The sequence below is a fragment of the Acinetobacter sp. Gutcm_16 genome, from assembly GCF_028649355.1.
GTDB classification, from domain to species: Bacteria; Pseudomonadota; Gammaproteobacteria; order Pseudomonadales; family Moraxellaceae; genus Acinetobacter; species Acinetobacter johnsonii.
Genome location: NZ_JAQSUV010000024.1, coordinates 200,461 through 220,555 on the forward strand (window position 1 = coordinate 200,461; position 20,095 = coordinate 220,555).

Here is a 20,095-nt window from a genome sequence, read left to right on the forward strand (position 1 = left end):
CCATAGTTTTAAATCAAAATGACTAGACTGGAGAGCTGAGTATGCTAAGGCTATTAGAACAGACGCCGATTTTAGATTATCACCATCCATCGATTCAAAATTTGATTGAACAACGCAAATGGAGAGATCTTGATGAAGTTAATAAGGTGAGGAATATTTATAACTTTGTTCGTGATGAAGTTCAATTTGGCTATAACACGGGAGATACGATACAGGCATCTCAAGTCCTAAGGGACGGTTATGGTCAGTGTAATACCAAAGCAACGTTATTGATGGCGTTACTCCGAGCGGTGGGTGTAGCCACTCGGATACATGGGTTTACCATCGATAAAGCCTTACAAAAAGGTGCCATCCAAGGCATTTGGTATAAGTTATCGCCCAAGAATATTTTACATAGTTGGGTCGAAGTGCATGTGAATGAACAATGGTATATTTTGGAGGGTGTAATTCTTGATCGACTCTATCTAGAAAAATTACAAAGTATAAATAAGCATCAAACAACAACCTTTTGTGGTTTTGGGGTATTTACCGAGAATTTTGAAAATCCAGCTATTGATTGGAATTTGAATGATACTTTTATTCAAGACAAGGGGATTAATCAAGATTTCGGTTTATTTGATAACCCAGATGATTTGTATAATATGCATCAACAAGAACTTAGTCCGATACAGCGTATGGCTTTTAAATATGTAGTCAGACACTTAATGAATCAAAATGTCGATAAAATTAGAAATATACAAGAAGCCTCTTTATGAGGCTTTTTGTTCGGCCATAGGAATAGCTTAACTTATGATTAAAGTATGACTGACTATGATAAGCATTACTCTAAAGTGATTTTGCTCCATGACTCATATAGTTTAACTGCGGAAGAAAAGTCGCTGTCTGCTTCAGATAAATCACTAGCAGTTTGAATTAAACTTTGAGCCAGTCCAATCACAGGTGCGGATAGTTTTGCTTCGCGGACTAAATCCACTGCAATGCCCGTATCTTTTGCTAATAGAGGGAGTGCAAAAGTAAGCGGGAAGCTGCGGTTGAGAATGCGCTGTGGTAAAACAGTTTCAGTTACGCCACTTTTACCACTCGACGCATTAATGCAATCTAATGCTTCGTTTAAGTTTACGCCATGGGCTTTTAGGGTGGTAAAACCTTCGGCAACAGCACAGAGGTTCACAGCCAAAAGCATATTGTTTACGGCTTTAACTGCAAAACCAGTACCTGATTCGCCCACGTGTTTAATCAGTTTACCAAATGCTTGAATCGCTGGTAATGCGCGTTCAAAAGCAGCTGTATCACCACCGATCATAACCGTAAGGGTTGCATTATCAGCACCAATAGTTTGACCACTCACAGGTGCATCTAAAAAGTCCACACCGTGTTGTTTAAGCTGTTCAGCTACTTTTTTTGCAGAAGAGGGTACACCGCTGGTGCAATCGACCCAAATACTGCCTGCTTTAAGTTCAACTTGTGCAAGTAAGTCTTCAATATCTTGACTGGTTGGAAGGCAAGAGAAGACTACATCGGCCTGAACGGCTTGCGCAAGTTCCACCGCCTGCGTGCCATAGGCTTCTGCATGTTGTTTTGCTTTATCAAAATTGCGATTCCATACCCACACGTGTTCAAAGTGTTTAGGTAAGTGTGATGCCATGCGATAACCCATGGCGCCTAGACCGATAAATGCAACTGACTGAATCATGTCAAACCTTAGTATTTAAATTTTACTTGAACGTTCACTTAACCACTGAGCCAGTTGTGGCCAAAATTCATCGGCACTACGCTTACTCGACATCAGTCCTAAATGTCCCCCTGGGATAAGAGTAAACGTGACATCGGTGCTACTTGTCAATTGGGTTAATGGTTGAGCTGCCTCTGCTGTAACAAGTTGGTCTGTTGTGCCCGCAGCCACAAGCAATGAGCACTGTATATTTTTTAAAGCAATGCTTTTCTCATTTAATGTGATTAGTCCAGTTTTGAGTGGATTACGCAGCCAAACATTAAAAAGCATATCTTGATTGATGCCTCCGGGATAATCAATCATACGATTGAGAAAACCGCCAATGGTGGCATGTTCATACAAGGCTTCATGGTCATCTAAATTAAGCAGTAAGTTCTTATGACTTTGAAGCCAGCCGATAGGATCAATGATTTTAAAACCAAAAGTATTTAAGCCCCCAGAGGTATGAAGCAGACGCTTCGGTATCTTGCCCTGATAAATTTGCTGTTGTAATGCTTTGCTTTTTGAAATGATTCGATTGAGATATGCAAAGAACTGTCCATTTCGCCCAGATTTATAACTGTCAATTGGACTCCCCAAAACCATTAAATTTTTCACAAAATTGGGTTGATGTAAGGCGGTATACAAGGTCACGAAAATGCCAGCCATACTCCACCCATGCAGAGAAATTTGCTCGCTGTGGCTATGTTTTAAAATGCTTTGTATACAGAGTGGAATATAATGATCAATAAACGTCAGAAAGTTAAAATGACGGTTATGAATATTTAATTTCCCCCAATCAATCACATATACGGCAAAGCCTTGCTGTTGGAAGTACTTCACCAGTGAGCGATAAGGATACAGGTCGTAAATAGACATATTGATGGCTAGCGGGACCACAAAAACTAAGGGTTCTTTATACTTACGGACTTCAGGTGCGTAATAGCGAATTTGGGTCAGATCAAATGTTTCAATCACTTCATAAGGTGTGCTTTGTGACAAAATGAGTGACTTTCCATTAAAAATGCGCGTAGAAAGATTCTTTAGTTTATTTTGATGCGTTGAAATTTTAGTTTTTAAAGAGTGCATATAGGTCTTAGATCTCAAATAAGCAGAAAGTTTGATCGAAGTCTAATCAATATTCGCGTATTTTACCTTGACCTTAAATAGCCTAGACGCTCAAAATGTTGGCAATTCTTTACAAAGGCAGTCCGTCGACTGAACCAGAGCCATGAGCCTACAAGACGAATTTGAATACCAATTAGATACCTTAGCCATTCGTACTGGGCATACGCGTAGTTTCGAGGGAGAACATGGCGAACCTATCTTTCTAACTTCATCATTTGTCTATGAAAATGCAGCAGAGGCCGCAGCAAAATTTTCAGGTCAAGAGCCAGGGAACATCTACTCGCGTTTTACCAACCCAACTGTTGCGATGTTTGAAAAACGCCTTGCAGCTTTAGAAGGTGCTGAACGTGCAGTGGCAACCAGTTCGGGTATGGCCGCAATTATGGCCGTGGCAATGTCATTTTTAAAACTAGGCGATCATGTGATTTGTTCACGTGCGGTATTCGGTTCGACCGTATCTTTGTTTGAAAAATATGTGGCTAAGTTTGGTGTAACTGTCGACTTTGTCGATTTAACAGATTTAGATGCATGGAAAAATGCCGTTAAGCCTGAAACTAAATTACTTTTTGTTGAGTCTCCGTCAAATCCTTTGGCTGAAGTGGCAGACATTCAAGCACTTGCTGATATCGCACATGCCAATGGCGCACTTTTAGCAATTGATAATAGTTTCTGTACGCCAGTATTACAGCGTCCAATTGAGTTTGGTGCGGACTTGGTGATTTATTCAGCGACGAAGTATTTGGATGGTCAAGGTCGTGCTCTTGGTGGTGCAGTAGTGGGTAGTCATAAACTACTCGAAGAAGTGTTTGGTTATGTGCGTACTACAGGGCCTTCAATGAGTCCTTTCAATGCATGGGTATTCTTAAAAGGCTTAGAGACTTTACGTTTACGTATGCGTGAGCATTCAGCAAGTGCGCAAAAGCTAGCAGAATTCTTAAATACACACCCGAAAGTCGAAAAAGTGTATTACGCAGGTTTACCAGAGCATATTGGGCATGAACTTGCAGTGAAGCAACAAACAGGCTTTGGTGGGATCGTTTCTTTTGAAGTGAAAGGCGAGCGCGAAGGGGCTTGGACTGTTATTGATAATACCCAATTTATTTCAATTACAGGCAACTTGGGCGATGCTAAATCGACCATTACCCATCCTGCAACGACTACACATGGCAAACTTTCACCAGAAGCGAAACAAGCCGCAGGAATTCGTGAAGGTTTAATTCGTGTTTCTGTTGGTTTGGAAGATATTGATGATATTATTCGCGATATCACACGTGGTTTAGACTTAATCTAATTTTTTAATTTTATGTTCGGAGATTTTAATGAACATTAATATGTTAATGCAGCAAGCTCAACGCATGCAAAAAGACATGGAAGGCAACATTAAAAAAGCCAAAGAAGAACTTGCACAAACTGAAGTGCATGCTGAAGCTGGTGGTGGTTTGGTTAAAGTGACGATGACTTGCCGTAATGTGGTAAAACGTATCGAAATCAATCCTGAATTATTGCAAGATGATGCAGATATGATTGAAGACTTAATTGCTGCGGCAATGAATGATGCTGCACGTCAGGCCGAAGTAATCACTGAAGAGCGTATGAAAGCTGCGAACTCAGGTGCAGGCTTACCACCGGGTCTTGCTGGTTTATTCTAATTAAGGAATACGTATAGTGTTTAGCGATCGTTTTGATCAATTGGTACAAGCTTTACGTATTTTGCCAAGTGTTGGGCCGAAATCGGCTCAGCGCATGGCGCTTCATCTGATTATGAAAAATCGTGAAGGGGCTGTGGGTCTTGCACATGCTTTGAACGAAGCCACCAGCTATATTCACGAATGCAGTTTGTGTCACTCACTGACCGAAAACGAAGTTTGTGACATTTGCGTCTCGCATGAACGTGACGATCAACTTCTTTGTGTGGTTGAGTCACCCGCAGATGTGATGGCGATTGAGCAAAGTGGCAGTTTCCGCGGTAAATACCATGTATTAGGTGGGCATTTATCTCCACTTGATGGTATTGGGCCTGAAGAGATCGGCATTCCTTATCTAATCCAGCGTTTAGGCGACGGTAAAGTAACAGAAGTGATCTTGGCGACCAATGCAACGGTAGAAGGTCAAGCCACAGCGCACTATTTGGTTGAGGCAACGAAACATTTACCGATCCAAATGACGCGTATTGCACAAGGCGTACCACAGGGTGGCGAACTTGAATATGTCGATAGCCATACCTTAAGCCAAGCTGTACATAACAGAATGCGAATGAAATAAGTATTTCGATACTTGTTTCATTTTTTAGTTGAGCTACAAGATTGAAATCTTGAGTAAGATAAAAAAAATATTAATTTGAATCTAGTTGTATAAAAAAATCACAAAAAACGGCAAATAATTAAAAAACCCTTAGAAATCTTGATAGCTAAATGATCTTATTCAGGTAAGATAGCCCAAAGAGCATCTAGCATTAGACGCAGTAGGATATGTTTCAGTTTATTCAGCAGCAACAAGACTTAACACCAGTCTTAGAAAAAATGGATCGTAACGAAGTCTATGGACTCGATACAGAATTCATCAAAGTCGATACCTTATGGCCAAAGTTAGGCGTATTTCAAATCAATGTCGAAAACAATGTCTATTTACTCGATGGTACGACACTCGATTTAACTGAATTTTGGAATAAACTTTTTCGCGCACAGCAAAATGTCTTTCATGCCTGTAGTGAAGATATCGACCTGATTTATCACTATGCACAGCATAAAACCTTAAACAATGTATTTGATACCCAAGTGGGCATGTCTTTCTTAGGACATGGTCTACAAGTGAGCTATCAAAATGCACTGAAACAAATGTTGGATGTCGATATCGATAAAGGGGAAACCCGCTCAAACTGGTTGGCGCGTCCATTGAGCCCTGCACAACTGAGCTATGCGGCAAACGATGTGCTGTACTTGATGAATCTCTCAGAAAAAGTTAAACAAGAACTTGATTCACAGTCACTCTTAAATTTTGCACTTGAGGACTGTCAGCATCTGACGCAAGAGATCGCGACAGAAACGCCTTTGCATTTACTCTATCAAGATATTGGTAACTATCGACATTCACGTCGTCAGTTAATGCAGTTGCAGCAGTTGGCTGTATGGCGTGAGCACATGGTGAAAGCGCTAAATACACCACGTAGTTTCATTTTGAAAAACTCAAGCATGATTGATTTGGTTGAGAAAAATCCAAAAAATGCTTTTCAGTTATCGGGTGTAAAAGACATACGTCAAAACGTCGTCCGCGAGCACGGTAAAACCATTTTAGATTTGGTGAAATTCTTGCCTGAGCAAGCAGATTGGCCACTACGTATGGCACGTCCGATCCGTCATTCTTCAAAAGATGTGGGGGAGAAGATTGATCACTTAATTCAAAATGTGGTCAATGAAACCAGCATTCCTAAAGAAGTGTTGATGCGCAAAAAGTGGATGAACGCGCTGCATCAACATGTGGTTTTTCATAATGATGAGCAAGACTTGCCTGATTATTTATTAGGTTGGCGCTATGATTTGTTAACCCAACCTTTAATTCAACTCCTACGCCGTGATGAAAGCTATCTTTCAACGCAAATGAAAGTCATGGATTAATAATTAGTCAATTGGTCTGAAGTTTGAATATTTATACAAAATCACGACTGATGCGTTAATCATGACTAATGTCAGCTGCTTTTATTTGATGTATCCTGTGGCTTGAGTTATTTGAGTGCTGTTTTAGATATGCAATGTTCTATTTATAAATCAAGCAAAAAAGATGAAATGTATCTTTATATTGCTTGTCCAACTGAAGCTGATCAAGCCGCTGAAGATTTTAGCCCATTGAATGTTTTACCTGAAGCTGTTCGTGTTGCATTTGGTCGAGCGACTTTTGTGATGTCGTTAGAGCTGAGTGAAGCGCGTAAATTGGCCCGTGTAAATGTATTGCATGTCATGGATTCGATTCAAACTCAGGGCTTCTTCCTACAAATGCCGCCAGAAGGATTAATCAATCCGAACGCTGCGGCACCAGAAGGCCTTCGTGGCGCATAAAGCATAATTCAGGAGTTGCACCGTGGATAGTTTTCTTTCAATGCTCGATTCAATTCCTGAAGACAGTATTGCTGTCACAGTTTACCTTTTGGGCAGTTTGCTAATTTTGTGGTGTTGGTATTCGATTGCCACACGCCTTCCGAAGCTGTTGGGTGGCATCACATGGATGATGATCTTTGCCATTTTATTGACGCCAACGGTTTCCGAAGGGCCAAACTCATCGATTGCACCTGCTATTTTTGGCTTGCTTTTCGGTGTGTTAACGAAAGAATCAGCACTCATTTGGTCAAATTTGTCACTGATTCTCTTTGTCATGGGTGTGGGGCTTGTGATCGGTTTCTTTTGGTCAAAATATGTGGCTAATAAAACCAAAGTAGTTGTCAGTAACAATCATTCACCGCTGTAATTAATAAAAATAAGGTTTAATCATGTCTGTTGAAACACAACAATTTACGGGTACAGATCAGTACATCGCTACCGATAGTTTAAAACTTGCTGTAAAAGCTGCACGTAGCTTACAAAAGCCTTTGTTGGTCAAAGGTGAGCCGGGTACAGGCAAAACTTTACTGGCTGAACAAGTGGCTGAAAGCTTAGGCTTAAAATTATTGACTTGGCACATCAAGTCAACCACAAAAGCCCAGCAAGGTTTATATGAGTATGATGCAGTTTCACGTCTACGTGACAGCCAACTGGGTGACGACCGTGTTTATGACATTAAAAACTATATTAAACCGGGTAAATTGTGGGAAGCGTTCACCAGTGAAGAACGTTGTGTTTTATTGATTGATGAAATTGATAAGGCGGACATTGAGTTTCCAAACGACTTGTTGCATGAATTGGATAAGATGTCTTTTTATGTATATGAGACGGGCGAAACCATTACTGCATCACAACGTCCTATTGTGATTATTACTTCAAATAATGAAAAAGAACTTCCAGATGCATTCTTGCGTCGTTGTTTCTTCCATTATATTGAATTTCCAGACGACGCAACCATGCGTGAAATTATTGATGTTCATTTCCCGCAAATTTCAACGGCATTGGTCAATGAAGCATTACAAGTTTTCTTCAAATTACGTCAAGTTCCGGGTCTAAAAAAACCACCATCAACTTCTGAATTGATTGACTGGTTAAGCTTGCTCATGGCCGATGATATGCCAGAAGATGTACTGCGTAATCATGATAAGTCTAAAGCCATTCCACCTTTATATGGTGCACTCATTAAAAACGAACAAGATGTACAGTTGCTTGAACGTTTAGCCTTCATGTCCCGTCGCTAAAGGAGAAACACGCATGTTTGTGCGCTTGTTTTATACCTTACGCAAATACGGTGTTCCCGTCTCGACGCGTGAACTGATCGATCTGAATGAAGCTGTTGCTTCAGGTCTGGTCTTTGCCGATCAAGAAGAGTTCTATCAACTCGCCAAAACCATTATGGTGAAAGATGAACGCTTCTTTGACAAATTTGACCGAGGGATGAAAGACTATTTTGATGGGATTTCAACTTTTGATTTAGATGATTTACTCAATAAAGTTCAAAAGTTACCGAAAGACTGGTTCGATTTAGAACTCTTAGAAAAGCATCTAAGCCCTGAGCAGCGTGAAGAATTAAAGAAAGCTGGCTCATTAGAAGAACTCATGAAAATGCTGGAAGAGCGTTTGCGCGAGCAGCATAAGAAACATCAGGGTGGAAACAAGATGATCGGCACTGGAGGAACGTCTCCATTTGGTGCTTATGGTGATCATCCTGAAGGGGTGCGTATTGGTGGGCCAGGACGTAAACGTTCTGCTGTAAAAGTTTGGGAACAACGTAAATATCAGAATTTGGATGATGATCAAATTCTCGGGACGCGCCAAATGCAAATGGCATTGCGTCGTTTGCGTAAATTTGCGAGACAAGGTGCTGCTGAAGAGTTAGACATCGACGGTACAATTCGTGAAACCGCGAAGCAAGGCATACTTGATGTGCAGCTCGTGCCAGAACGTCGTAATCGTATTAAGGTGCTGATGTTGTTTGATGTGGGTGGATCGATGGATTCACACATTGCGCAATGCGAAAAACTGTTTAGTGCTGCGAAAACTGAGTTTAAAACCTTAGAGTATTTCTATTTCCATAACTGTTTATATGACTATGTTTGGAAAGACAATGTACGTCGCTCAAGCACCCGAATGAATACATGGGATTTATTCAATACTTATGGACGCGACTATCGTGTAATTGTGGTTGGGGATGCTTCTATGGCACCTTATGAACTCAATTCTGTGGGTGGTTCGGTTGAATATATGAATGATGAAGCAGGCAATGTCTGGCTACAGCGTTTACGCAATCATTTTGAAAAAACAGCATGGTTGAACCCAGAAGAAGATCGTTATTGGCATTACACCCATACGATTGGTTTGATTAAGCAAATTTTTGAAGACCATATGTACCCAATGACCCTCAAAGGCGTTGAGGATATGACTAAGTATTTAGCACGATAAAGCTGGAAAGAAAGCACATTTTAAGAATAAGGATCATAAAAGAATGGATCATCAAATTAATGGTATTGCTTTGCCGAATGAGGCGGGCTTTTTTGGTAACTATGGTGGTCAGTTTATTCCACCTCACTTAAAAGCGGCAATGGATGACATTAAAGTCGCTTACGAGCAAATTCGTGCAACAGAAGAATTTCAAACTGAACTTGCTGAACTGTTTGCGCACTATGTTGGTCGTCCAAGTCCGTTGTTTTATGCAAAACGGTTATCTGAACAGTTGGGCGGGGCGCAGATCTATCTTAAACGTGAAGACTTAAACCACACAGGCGCACATAAAATTAATCACTGTTTGGGTGAAGCGCTGCTTGCAAAATATATGGGTAAAACCAAAGTGATTGCAGAAACGGGGGCAGGCCAACACGGCGTTGCATTAGCAACAGCCTGTGCTTTGGTCGGGATTCCGTGTGAAATTCATATGGGGCAGGTGGATATTGAAAAAGAACATCCCAATGTCGTCAAAATGAAAATCCTTGGAGCAACACTCATTTCAGTGACACGTGGTACCGCAACATTGAAAGATGCTGTGGACAGTGCTTTTGAAGAGTATTTAAAAGATCCAACCCATTATATCTATGCTATTGGTTCGGTTGTTGGGCCACATCCATTTCCAATGATGGTGCGCGACTTCCAGTCGATTATTGGTAAAGAAATTAAAGAACAAACCCATGAGCGCTTTGGTGCGAACCCAGATTATGTGGTTGCATGTGTCGGTGGCGGTTCAAATGCTATGGGGGCTTTTACCGCATTTTTGAACGATGCAGATGTGAAATTGATTGGTGTCGAACCAGCAGGTCATGGTCTAGATACCGACATGCACTCGGCAACCTTAACTTTAGGTAAACCAAGTCAGATTCATGGTATGGCCTGTTATGTACTTGAAAATGATCAGGGTGAACCGTTACCAGTACACTCGATTGCTTCAGGTCTAGATTATCCTGGCGTCGGGCCTCAGCACAGTCTGCTGAAAGACTTGGGTCGTGTCGAATATACCACTGCGACTGATCAAGAGTGCTTGGATGCGTTTATGCGGTTGTCACGTGTTGAAGGGATTGTCCCTGCACTTGAAAGTTCACATGCCGTAGCATGGGCGCTTCGTGAAGCTCCAAAGTTGGCCAAAGATATTAAAATTGTGGTGAATGTATCTGGACGTGGCGACAAAGATGCAGACTATGTCGCTGAAAAAATAGGTCTGAATTAAGGTTCAAGTTTTTCATATTTACATATAAAAAATCCCTGTTTAGAGCAGGGATTTTTTATGATCTTGTTTTTATCATTAATAGCCAATGCTGAGTATATGTTTATGGTTGAACACCTAAACATTAAAACTTAACCTGAAATATACTGTTGTAGTTGCTCAATCAGTTTCTTTTGATCATCCATTGCCGCTTTAACCAAGTCACCAATCGAAATGAGTCCCAATAATTTATCTTGTTCAACCACAGGCAAGTGACGTAGGTGGCGGTCTGTCATAAGGTCTAAACATTCTTCAACCGTAACGGCTGTTGTGACTGTCAGTACTTTGGCTGTCATAATTTCATTGACTGTGGTTTGCTTCGAACTACGTTCCATCAACATGACTTTGCGCATATAGTCACGTTCGGACAATATACCTACAACGCGTTCTTCGTGTGTGACCACAAGTGCACCAATGCCTTTATCTGCCATAAGTGAAATTGCTTCAAGAACCGTGGCTTCAGGGCTGATGGTGTAGATTGCTTGATGTACTTTATCTTTTAATACTTGAGCAACATTGGTCATAGGGCATATCCTCGGTTGTGGTTATTGTTTTATATTTAAATTAGCGCGATTTTAAAAAAAAGCAAATACTTTACAGTCATAGCTCTCAATAAAATAATAAGTTAATTACGTCTTATTGTTCTTAATGAGCCTTAAGCTGGCGACAGAATACGGTCATTGAAAAAAAAGTGACGCATTTGAGACGTACTGAGCTTCATACGCTTTGTGCCATTACATAGCGCGGGGGTGACTTTTAAGCGTGACAGAGTAGGCAGTAATGCGCTTTGGAAATCTTGTGGCGTGATTTTTTTAGGAATATAGTTTGGCCAGTGCAATTGAGCATATTGGTGTGCGTGTAAACCATTGAGCCAAAAAGGGAAAACATAGTCATCGTGATCTGAGGTCATCGCCCAGCCTTGCTGTTCAGCGTTGTAAAGCCCCCAAAGAATACCGCAGTACATCATGCCTCTTAGAATATTGATTTTTAAATATAAATGATTTGAAATCGGTTGTAGTTTCAAAATTTTGTACATAGCGTTATGTCATTAAGGAACATGACGCTATTTTAAATAATTAAGATGAAAGTTCAGTGTAAGCTTTGCATAACTATGTAAATAAATATGTCATATCAAAATGTTAGGCTCAAAAAAAACGCCACCTAGGTGACGTTTTATTATGCTTTCATGGTGGCAAGCTGTTGCCAGTATTGTGCTTTAAGCGAGTCGCGTTCTACGCGGAAACCTTGATAATAAAGTTCTGCTAAAAACAGTGCTGCTTTACCGTGGCCTGCGCGTGCAACGCTTTCTAACTGTTGTACTGCTTCTACGAAGTTCATTTGTGATTGAATGGTGTTTACTGCATCCGCATACGCATGTTCTAAGTCATGATGAGAGATTTGTTGAATCATATTAAGCTCCTTATTCTAATTATGATCACTTAAAGGTATTTTTACCTTTAGATATAAATATCACGCTAATGTTAAATATTTATTACAAATTGCTGGAATTGTCAAATATATTGTCGAGTATTCTTCATCTTATTTTGTTTACATGATTAAACAATGAACAATCAAAAGATTGAATATGATAATAAAACAGGAAACTGTATTTTATAAGGAGAATAACATGACAAATACATTAGACGGTTTTGATTTTGATATGCCTCCAACTGTTTCTCAAATTGTAGCGTTGGCGCAATATCACCGAACACTATTAGATGAAGCAGTTTTCCATCAAGAAATTCATCTTGGGGATTTTTGTTTGGCACAACGTAAACGAGTTTATGATTTCACACGTCAGCTTGATGAAAATCAACGGGCTGATTTTTATGAAACATACAATGGGGAGCTAAGACGTATTGCAGATGACGATCCTGCACACCCTGCAGATGCAGAAAATGGTGTTGGGGCTTTCGCCATTATGATTGCATTGGGGGTAATTGCCTTGGTGCTCTATTTTGCAGTTATTCGTAGCATTGTTGGTTAGACTTCTGCTTTACAAACAATCTGACTTGCTGAAATTATGTCCTCTTTAGCATTAATGGGGGCATTTTTCAGCATTTCAACTTGTGATTATGCAATTCGCTACTTACACTAGTTTCATTAGAGGTAGGTTATGCACATTGCGATCCAAAAAATTCTTAAATTAAAATCACAGATTACACTTGTACAAATTTATAATGGTCTGATGGCATCGATCATTATGCTTATTGTCATTTTATCGAGTATTGCTTTATCTCGACCCATTTCTCCAAGCCAATTTGAAAATGTAAGTCGCTTATCTCATCAAGCGACTTTCCCAGAAACACAAGAGATGGCTCAAGATCTGGTTTTGGAAAACCAGATTTCCTATATTGATTACTTTAGATTAATGCAGGCTCATCAGTTTGAGCAGAATAGGGCGAAGCAGCTTCCGGCATTGGCTCCGGAGGTTCAATAATCGCAGGAATTTGATCAGGATGCGGCATGCTTTGCTTAATATTCGGGTCAAGATTCAATTCTAAAATATGTCGAAGTTGCTCTTTATCTAAAGCATTACTGACAATCACAAGGGTAAGACTTTCAGGGTGAATGTGTTTACGTATCGCATTTTGAACATCTAAAGGCGTGATCGCAGTTAAACGTTTTGGGTAGTCGGCTAAATAATTCGCATCTTGCTGATAAAACCCTATAGAGCCAAGTTGTGCATTGATGTTTGCATTGCTGCTATAGCTGTTAGGTAGGCTGCGTAACATACCGGCTTTAGTTTCTTTTAACTGCTGTGCATCAATTGGTTGATGGACAAAGTCAACTAGGGCTTTATGCGCCACTTGTATGCTGTCCATGAGCTGATCTTGCTGGGTTGAATAACTTAGACTAAAACTTCCAGCCGATTGGCTAAATGTTAAAGCACTGTTTGCTCCATAGGTGTATCCACGTTTAACACGTAGTTCTTTCATTAAAATGGAGCTAAATCCCCCCCCACCCAACATACGGTTAGCCAGTTCGAGTGCTAAACGATCCGGATCATCCCGCGTGGTTGATAGATGTCCCATGGTGACATGGGCTTGAGTTGAATTAAACAGAATGTGTTGAATATCAAAGTTAGGTTTATCTTGTGGTATAGCAAGTGGCTTTGCTGCTTCACCTTGTGGGATGGCTGCACTTATTCGTTCAGCCAGTTTCTGTGCTTGTTTCACACTGAGTTGGCCTGTCAGTGCAATATTCATATTTTGACTAACCAAAAACTCATCTCTGAATTTTTTTAAGTGCTGAGTCGTAATTTTTTTAATACTGCCATTGGTGCCTGTAATCGGTTCCGCATAAGGGTGCGAACCGTAGAGCGCGCGATAAAAGCGAATACTCATCAATCGACTCGGACTTTCTTTCAATTGCTTCTGACCCACTTGGGTATTGCTCACCATCAAACTAATACTGTTATTTTTAAAAGTAGAGTCTTTTAATACTTCAAGCATCGTACTTACCGCAGCATCTAGTTTTTTAGGGTCAGACAACGAACGCAGTCGAACCACAAACATGTCACGGTGTGCAGCTACAGTAAAACGAGCCCCGACTTGTTCAAAGGCATTCGCGATTTCAACTGCATCATGTTGCGTGGTGCCTTCATCGATGAGTTGTGCCGCCATATTGGCAACACCATATAGGCCTTTTTCTACTTCTATATCTCGTGCAGAGCCTGCATTAAAGGTAAGTTGAATATCCACCATAGGTAAGGCGGGTGACTCGACAAATAGACTTCGAACTTTGTATTTGTTTTTAAGTTCGTGTACATGTGGTGCTGTATAAAAGTCGCTGGCTTGAACTTGTTTTAAGCTTTGTAGAGAAGCAACAGACTGTAATGTACGTGGGTCATCATTGCTAATACTGCTTGTACTTACATCTGCAATTACATTGGTAGTGCAAAAGGTAGACATGGTAATAAATAATAGGTGAAAGATGGTCTTTTGATTTTTCATTATTTTGTGGCCTTCTTTTCTGGTTGAAGGTACAACGTACTTAAGTTATTACGAACAAAAGCAGTTTGAGCAACGTGCTGAATATCTTCAGGTGTAACCGCTTCAAAATGCTGTGGAAGCTGATCCATCAGTCGATAATTCAAGCCATTCACGGCTAAGTTTCCAATCATCTTTGCTTGCCCGATAATGTCATCTTGACCATAAATTAAGTTTGCAACGAAGCGTGTACTTATCCGTTCTAGCTCTTGTGGTTGAACAAGTTCTGTTTGGAGTCGCTCAATTTCATGTTCAATGGCTTTTTGTAGTTCGGGAAGTTCCACGCCAGTGACAGGAAGTGCGGAGATACTAAATAGACTATCTCCACGGTTATAAGGGTCATAACTGACACTCAGTGCGGTCGCTAATTTTTTGTCGCGTACAAGGCGCTGTTGTAATCGAGAGCTGATCCCGCTATCTAACAAGCTTCGAATAAGTGTGAGTGCATAAACATCTTCTGGATTGCTTGCTGTTGCAAGCGATTTCACATTCCAAGCCATATATAAATTTGGCACTTCAACATTGGTATTTTGTTCCATGTGACGGTAACCAATGTTCTCAAACTCAGTCACATCATTGCGTACAGGTGTTGGATGACTTTTGATGTCGCCAAAGTATTTTTGAACTTGTCTGAGGGCGGATTCTGCATTGACATCACCCACAATCACCAAGATCGCATTGTTTGGGCTATACCATTTTTGATACCACTGCTTCACGTCATCTAGACTGATGTTTTGCAAGTGTTTCATGTGCCCAATGACGGGTTGACGATAGTGACTTGTGGGATACGAAATCCATTTGAAACGTTCGAAAGCGAGTGAGCGTGGGTTGTCATCGGTACGCAGGCGTCTCTCCTCCATCACCACTTTAATTTCAGGGTCAAAGTCTTGTCTCCGTAGTAAGAGATTGCGCATACGATCTGCTTCAAGCTCTAGAGCCATCGGGAAGTAGGTTTTAGGATAAAGCTGATAGTAATTGGTGTAATTGGTAAATGTTGCGGCATTTACTGTACCGCCATAGATTCGACTTAAGCGACTGAATTCGTCATTGGGAACTTTGGATGTGCCTTTAAACATCATATGTTCCAGTACATGCGAAATACCCGTTATATTTCCAGACTCATCAGTGCTACCGACTTTGTACCAAATTTGGGTCATGACCATCGGGGAGCGGTGATCTTCACGGATAATCACCTGCAAGCCATTGCTTAAAGTAGTTTCAAAACTACTGCGGGTAAGTTCACTGCGTATTTGTGCATGGGTAGTTATAGGTAAACAAAATAGAGTAAAACCCAGTGCAACTAAACTTCTTTTATAAGAATGCGTGACTAATAAGTGATGCATATAAAATTTGGGCTCAGGTTGAAGTGAAGTTAAAGCATTTCAATAAATAACCATTCTTAAGAAAAATGCGAAGTAGATCAAGCGCCAGAAGTATTGATTTGTTAAGTGTTTACATAAAGTATTGTTGCTAAGCGGAAGCCTATCTTTTATGGTAGAATCCGTCTTTTTTAACGCAGTGCTTTTCAAGGATTCGGCATGCAACAGCAATCTAATGAGCAGAACAAATTTTTGATTGATGCTGATATCGGGGATGACGATGTCACACTACCAAGTTTACCTGTGGTCAATGTGCCAATCGTTGAAACAAAAGAGCAAACAGTTGTTAGTCCAGTTGTGGTTGCTGAAACAAACGTAGAAGAAGCAGATACATCTGCAAAAGGTGGTTTTTTTAGCCGCATGAAAGAAGGGTTAACCAAAACCCGTAAAAACCTTGCCGATGGTATGGTCAATATTTTGATCGGCGGTAAGGAAATTGATGACGAACTGCTTGAAGAAGTTGAAGAGCAGCTTCTAGTAGCCGACATCGGTGTAGATGCAACGAAAACCATTATTACTAACTTGACTGAACGTACTGCACGTGGCGATTTAATTTACTCGCACTCGCTCTATAAAGCGCTTCAAGAAGAGTTGGTGGCTTTACTTGCACCACGTGTGAAACCTTTACACATCGATCCGAACAAAACGCCTTATGTGATTTTGGTGGTGGGTGTAAACGGTGTGGGTAAAACAACAACCATTGGTAAATTGGCAAAACGTTTACAAGGTGAAGGCAAGAAAGTGATGCTTGCTGCGGGAGATACTTTCCGTGCGGCAGCGACTGAGCAGCTTCAAATTTGGGGTGAGCGTAATAATATTGCCGTAGTAGCCCAAGGCCATGGTGCTGACAGCGCTTCTGTCATTTTCGATGCGTTTGAAAGTGCGCGTGCGAAAGGTGTTGATGTCTTGATCGCAGATACCGCAGGTCGTTTACATAACAAAGGTCATCTCATGCAAGAGTTGACCAAAGTAAAACGTGTTATGCAAAAAATCGATGCGACCGCGCCACACGAAATTATGTTGGTGGTCGATGCAGGAACGGGTCAAAATGCGATTAATCAAGTAGAAATGTTTGATGAGGCAGTTGGCTTGACAGGCCTGACGATTACTAAACTCGATGGCACTGCGAAAGGTGGTGTACTATTTAATATTGCCAGTCGTACGCATGTTCCAATTCGCTTCATTGGTGTTGGTGAGAAAATTGACGATTTACGTCCTTTCTCTGCAAAATCCTTTGTTGCTGCTTTGTTCGAAACAGAGAAATAAGACTCAACAATACTGTTTTTAAAGTGTTAGATCAGTCACATAAACTCCGCTAAATGCGGAGTTTATTTTTTTATTCAATTTGTTTGTTTTAAAAACAAGCATTTAGAAATCACATAATGGATATAAGTGATTCTCCTGAGATTACACTAGTACCTAACACAATAGGCATCACTGTACATTTTGGGGAACACGGTATGGCTTTATTACATAAAATTGGACAAGTTCTAACAACGGACTTAACCAAAGACTTAAAATTTAAAAATAATCACGAAGAAGACCTAAAACAAACCACATTTATCGATCAACTAAAAAAGCGCCGTAGTATTTATGTTTTAGGGAAGCGTGTGCATTTAAGTCAGGTGTATTTAGCTGAATTGATCCAAGAGGCTGTGCGAAGTTGTCCTTCGGCACATAATTCACAAAGTACTTGTATTGTGATTTTAATGGGTGACGCGCATCATCACTTTTGGAATATAGTAAAAGAAGTGCAGCGCAAGTTAGTCCCCGCGCATATTTTTGCTGGTGCAGAACTGAAGGTTGATCAATGCTCGGCAGGATTTGGTACAGTTCTATTCTATGAAGATCAGCAGATCATCCAACAATTACAAAAGAAAATTCCTTTCGATGCGGCAGAATTTCCAGTTTGGTCAGAGCAAGTTTCTGGTATGGCCCAATATGCTGTATGGACTTGTTTAGCAGATGCGGGTTTGGGTGCGTCATTACAACATTATAACCCGAGTATTGATGCTGACATTTCAAAGGTTTTTGAGATTCCAAAACATTGGCTGTTACGCGCGCAATTGGTCTTTGGTTCGATAGAGGAAAAAGTCGCTGAAAAAGAACATTATAAAGATGAAGAGCGCTTTATGATCTATGCATAATGACACGACATAGTCTTTAGTGGTTTCTAGATCAAGTTTTGTAATGTTATGGCATATTGTTCTATTTTTAAGACACTATGTCGCTGAATTAAGCGTGTTCAAATTTGAAATTATAGCTATGATGAATATGAATCTGCATATAACAAGATCGTGAGATCGCTGAGGAAAATAACATGTCATTTTTAGACCACATCAAACAACGTCGTACCATTTATGCTGTTGGTAAAAATGTAGCATTAACACCAGAAAAAATTGAATCTGTAATTAAAGAAGCGGTAAATCACAGTCCTTCTGCATTTAACTCACAGACTTCTCGTATTGTGACTTTGTTTGGTGAGTCACATTTACAGTTTTGGAATGTGGTGCGTGAAACTTTACGTAAAATTGTTCCAGAAGCTGCTTTTGAAGGCACAAATGCAAAAATTAATAGCTTTGCTGCAGGCTATGGTACGGTTTTATTTTATGAAGACCAAGATGTTGTAAAATCATTGCAGGAACAATTTGCGCTTTATGCAGATAATTTCCCAGTTTGGTCTGAACATTCTTCTGCAATTGCTCAATTTGCCGTATGGACTGCGTTATCTGAACAAAATATTGGTGCGTCATTACAGCATTACAATCCAATCGTAGATGCTGAGATTGCAGAGATCTTCGATATCCCTGCGAATTGGAAACTTCGTGCACAACTTGTTTTTGGTTCGATTGAAGCACCTGCGGGTGAGAAAACATTTATGGCGGAAGCGGATCGCTTTAAAACATTTAATTAATCGCTAGTCATTAAAATGAAAAAGAGCAGAGTAAGTCTGCTCTTTTTTTGTTTAGTGATTTATCTTTAAAATATCAAAGCTTAGCACTATATATTGTAGTGCTGAGTTGGTTCTAAGCTCAGAAATTGTCATAAAATTGTCATTTATACACTGCATAGTGCAACTAAACTTTAATAAACCATCGATAGAGTGTAAAAATGACCTTACGCATAACCCTTGCAACAGCAGCATTGATGTTGAGTACTTCAGTATTTTCAGCAGTAACTATTACTGCACCGGAGGAAATAAAAATTGAAGGCTTAAATGGGCAAGAGGTTAAGAGTCGTTTATTCAGTTCTGACAATAAATATAAGATTGATGCTGGTGAAAATATTATCAGTGTTCGCTACACCCAGTTTTTTGAAGAGCATCCGGGTATTGGCTCACACGATATCGTTCGCTCAGGGATTGTGAATATTAAGACTCCAATTTTACAAGACCAACAGTCTTACCGTTTGGCGCTGATCAATCCTCCGCAAAACCATGATGATGCCAAGGCTTATGCTAAGCAGCCGATCTTTGGTCTATACAATGCCAAAAATCAGTTACTGGTTGAGCAAAAGGGCAGTAAAACTCAAAATGCAGGTATTCTTCAAAATCTATTTACTGATGCACCAACCGATCTAACTCAAAAAGCAACGACAGTGGTACAACCTGCACCGGTCTATACGTCACAAGCTGTTGTTGCGAAAGTTGGGACAGATAAACAAAAAGATTTAACAAGTTCTGGTAATGCTCAACAATTAATTAATACTTGGAAAAGTGCATCTAAATCTGAACGTCAAGCCTTTATGGCTTGGCTTGCTGAACAAGCACAGTAGCTTGTACATTCTAAAAAAAACAGCGTTAGCTGTTTTTTTTATTTAGATAGCGCATTTACATGGCAGATAACTTGACTATAATTTAACCCAAAACGTATGTTTTGTTTTAAAAATAACCAGTCGAATGGTTTTTTTTGAATTATTTATTTAAATGCACTTGCGCTGCAAATAAAATTGTATAGAATACGCAGCACACCAACGCAATGTAGTGAATAACTTAAAGCGAAGGTCTTGCTGATGACGAATCAGCAAGAAGATCATTAAGAGATTATGAAGAACAACTTGTGTGGATT

Annotated in this window: 22 protein-coding genes; 15 read left to right on the forward strand and 7 right to left on the reverse strand. The window is 40.2% G+C overall.

All coding sequences use genetic code 11. The annotated features are described in order from the left end of the window. Nucleotides 1-41 precede the first annotated feature (41 nt). The gene (locus PTT44_RS06160) at nt 42-755 is read left to right on the forward strand and encodes a transglutaminase-like domain-containing protein (RefSeq protein ID WP_168159200.1); all 714 of its coding nucleotides are present in this window, start codon (nt 42-44) and stop codon (nt 753-755) included. A gap of 65 nt (nt 756-820) precedes the next feature. Here PTT44_RS06160 and PTT44_RS06165 read toward each other — a convergent pair whose 3' ends face one another. Next, nucleotides 821-1,693, reverse strand: coding sequence for an NAD(P)-dependent oxidoreductase (locus tag PTT44_RS06165; RefSeq protein WP_168159199.1), 873 nt, complete (start codon nt 1,691-1,693; stop codon nt 821-823). A 15-nt stretch (nt 1,694-1,708) separates the two neighbouring features. Beyond that, the gene (locus PTT44_RS06170; protein ID WP_168159198.1) at nt 1,709-2,800 is read right to left on the reverse strand and encodes an alpha/beta fold hydrolase; all 1,092 of its coding nucleotides are present in this window, start codon (nt 2,798-2,800) and stop codon (nt 1,709-1,711) included. Between the two features lie 142 nt (nt 2,801-2,942). Between PTT44_RS06170 and PTT44_RS06175 the strand changes: the two genes are divergently transcribed. The 9 genes from PTT44_RS06175 to trpB all read left to right on the forward strand — a co-directional run bounded on the left by PTT44_RS06175 (nt 2,943) and on the right by trpB (nt 10,621). Beyond that, a complete protein-coding gene (locus PTT44_RS06175) occupies nt 2,943-4,130 on the forward strand; it encodes an O-succinylhomoserine sulfhydrylase (protein WP_168159197.1) in 1,188 nt (395 codons plus the stop codon). A 28-nt stretch (nt 4,131-4,158) separates the two neighbouring features. After that, nucleotides 4,159-4,488, forward strand: a complete 330-nt coding sequence (locus PTT44_RS06180) for a YbaB/EbfC family nucleoid-associated protein (RefSeq protein WP_125281492.1) — start codon at nt 4,159-4,161, stop codon at nt 4,486-4,488. Nucleotides 4,489-4,504: 16 nt separating this feature from the next. Further along, the gene (gene recR, locus PTT44_RS06185; protein WP_004697052.1) at nt 4,505-5,101 is read left to right on the forward strand and encodes a recombination mediator RecR; all 597 of its coding nucleotides are present in this window, start codon (nt 4,505-4,507) and stop codon (nt 5,099-5,101) included. A gap of 206 nt (nt 5,102-5,307) precedes the next feature. After that, entirely contained in the window at nt 5,308-6,450 is a 1,143-nt protein-coding gene (locus PTT44_RS06190) for a ribonuclease D (protein WP_168159196.1), read from the forward strand. A 129-nt stretch (nt 6,451-6,579) separates the two neighbouring features. Continuing rightward, nucleotides 6,580-6,888, forward strand: a complete 309-nt coding sequence (locus PTT44_RS06195) for a YcgL domain-containing protein (protein WP_004984643.1) — start codon at nt 6,580-6,582, stop codon at nt 6,886-6,888. Between the two features lie 22 nt (nt 6,889-6,910). Then, nucleotides 6,911-7,294 (forward strand): hypothetical protein, encoded by a 384-nt coding sequence (locus PTT44_RS06200; protein ID WP_125274856.1) that lies wholly within the window; start codon nt 6,911-6,913, stop codon nt 7,292-7,294. 22 nt (nt 7,295-7,316) lie between these two features. Beyond that, nucleotides 7,317-8,168, forward strand: a complete 852-nt coding sequence (locus PTT44_RS06205; RefSeq protein WP_004697065.1) for an AAA family ATPase — start codon at nt 7,317-7,319, stop codon at nt 8,166-8,168. Nucleotides 8,169-8,181: 13 nt separating this feature from the next. Beyond that, on the forward strand, nt 8,182-9,369 hold the full coding sequence (locus PTT44_RS06210; protein WP_005401232.1) for a vWA domain-containing protein: 1,188 nt from the start codon (nt 8,182-8,184) through the stop codon (nt 9,367-9,369). 43 nt (nt 9,370-9,412) lie between these two features. Then, complete coding sequence (gene trpB, locus PTT44_RS06215) at nt 9,413-10,621, forward strand: tryptophan synthase subunit beta (protein ID WP_168159195.1); 1,209 nt, start codon at nt 9,413-9,415, stop codon at nt 10,619-10,621. 128 nt (nt 10,622-10,749) lie between these two features. On the opposite strand, the gene PTT44_RS06220 is transcribed toward trpB, so the two are convergent. From PTT44_RS06220 to PTT44_RS06230, 3 genes are all read right to left on the reverse strand, one after another. Beyond that, the gene (locus PTT44_RS06220; protein WP_168159194.1) at nt 10,750-11,181 is read right to left on the reverse strand and encodes a CBS domain-containing protein; all 432 of its coding nucleotides are present in this window, start codon (nt 11,179-11,181) and stop codon (nt 10,750-10,752) included. Between the two features lie 131 nt (nt 11,182-11,312). Next, nucleotides 11,313-11,693 (reverse strand): DUF2750 domain-containing protein, encoded by a 381-nt coding sequence (locus tag PTT44_RS06225; RefSeq protein WP_004984635.1) that lies wholly within the window; start codon nt 11,691-11,693, stop codon nt 11,313-11,315. 140 nt (nt 11,694-11,833) lie between these two features. Beyond that, nucleotides 11,834-12,067, reverse strand: coding sequence for a hypothetical protein (locus PTT44_RS06230; RefSeq protein WP_004697075.1), 234 nt, complete (start codon nt 12,065-12,067; stop codon nt 11,834-11,836). Nucleotides 12,068-12,284: 217 nt separating this feature from the next. Here PTT44_RS06230 and PTT44_RS06235 point away from each other — a divergent pair, with 217 nt between their 5' ends. Continuing rightward, complete coding sequence (locus PTT44_RS06235; protein WP_004697078.1) at nt 12,285-12,644, forward strand: hypothetical protein; 360 nt, start codon at nt 12,285-12,287, stop codon at nt 12,642-12,644. 376 nt (nt 12,645-13,020) lie between these two features. Here PTT44_RS06235 and PTT44_RS06240 read toward each other — a convergent pair whose 3' ends face one another. Both PTT44_RS06240 and PTT44_RS06245 read right to left on the reverse strand, forming a co-directional pair. Beyond that, complete coding sequence (locus PTT44_RS06240; protein WP_168159193.1) at nt 13,021-14,613, reverse strand: M16 family metallopeptidase; 1,593 nt, start codon at nt 14,611-14,613, stop codon at nt 13,021-13,023. Continuing rightward, the gene (locus tag PTT44_RS06245; RefSeq protein WP_168159192.1) at nt 14,613-15,992 is read right to left on the reverse strand and encodes a M16 family metallopeptidase; all 1,380 of its coding nucleotides are present in this window, start codon (nt 15,990-15,992) and stop codon (nt 14,613-14,615) included. The genes PTT44_RS06240 and PTT44_RS06245 overlap by 1 nt, the downstream gene beginning before the upstream one ends. A 195-nt stretch (nt 15,993-16,187) precedes the next feature. On the opposite strand from PTT44_RS06245, the gene ftsY reads away from it, so the two are divergent. The 4 genes from ftsY (at nt 16,188) to PTT44_RS06265 (ending at nt 19,802) form a co-directional block, all read left to right on the forward strand. Beyond that, nucleotides 16,188-17,294 carry a signal recognition particle-docking protein FtsY gene (gene ftsY / locus PTT44_RS06250; RefSeq protein ID WP_273795561.1) on the forward strand — a complete coding sequence of 369 codons (1,107 nt, stop codon included), beginning with the start codon at nt 16,188-16,190 and terminating at the stop codon, nt 17,292-17,294. Between the two features lie 194 nt (nt 17,295-17,488). After that, a complete protein-coding gene (locus tag PTT44_RS06255; protein WP_168159190.1) occupies nt 17,489-18,175 on the forward strand; it encodes a nitroreductase family protein in 687 nt (228 codons plus the stop codon). Nucleotides 18,176-18,348: 173 nt separating this feature from the next. Beyond that, the gene (locus tag PTT44_RS06260; protein ID WP_168159189.1) at nt 18,349-18,942 is read left to right on the forward strand and encodes a nitroreductase family protein; all 594 of its coding nucleotides are present in this window, start codon (nt 18,349-18,351) and stop codon (nt 18,940-18,942) included. Between the two features lie 197 nt (nt 18,943-19,139). Next, on the forward strand, nt 19,140-19,802 hold the full coding sequence (locus tag PTT44_RS06265; protein WP_168159188.1) for a DUF2057 family protein: 663 nt from the start codon (nt 19,140-19,142) through the stop codon (nt 19,800-19,802). The last annotated feature ends 293 nt before the right edge of the window (nt 19,803-20,095 follow it).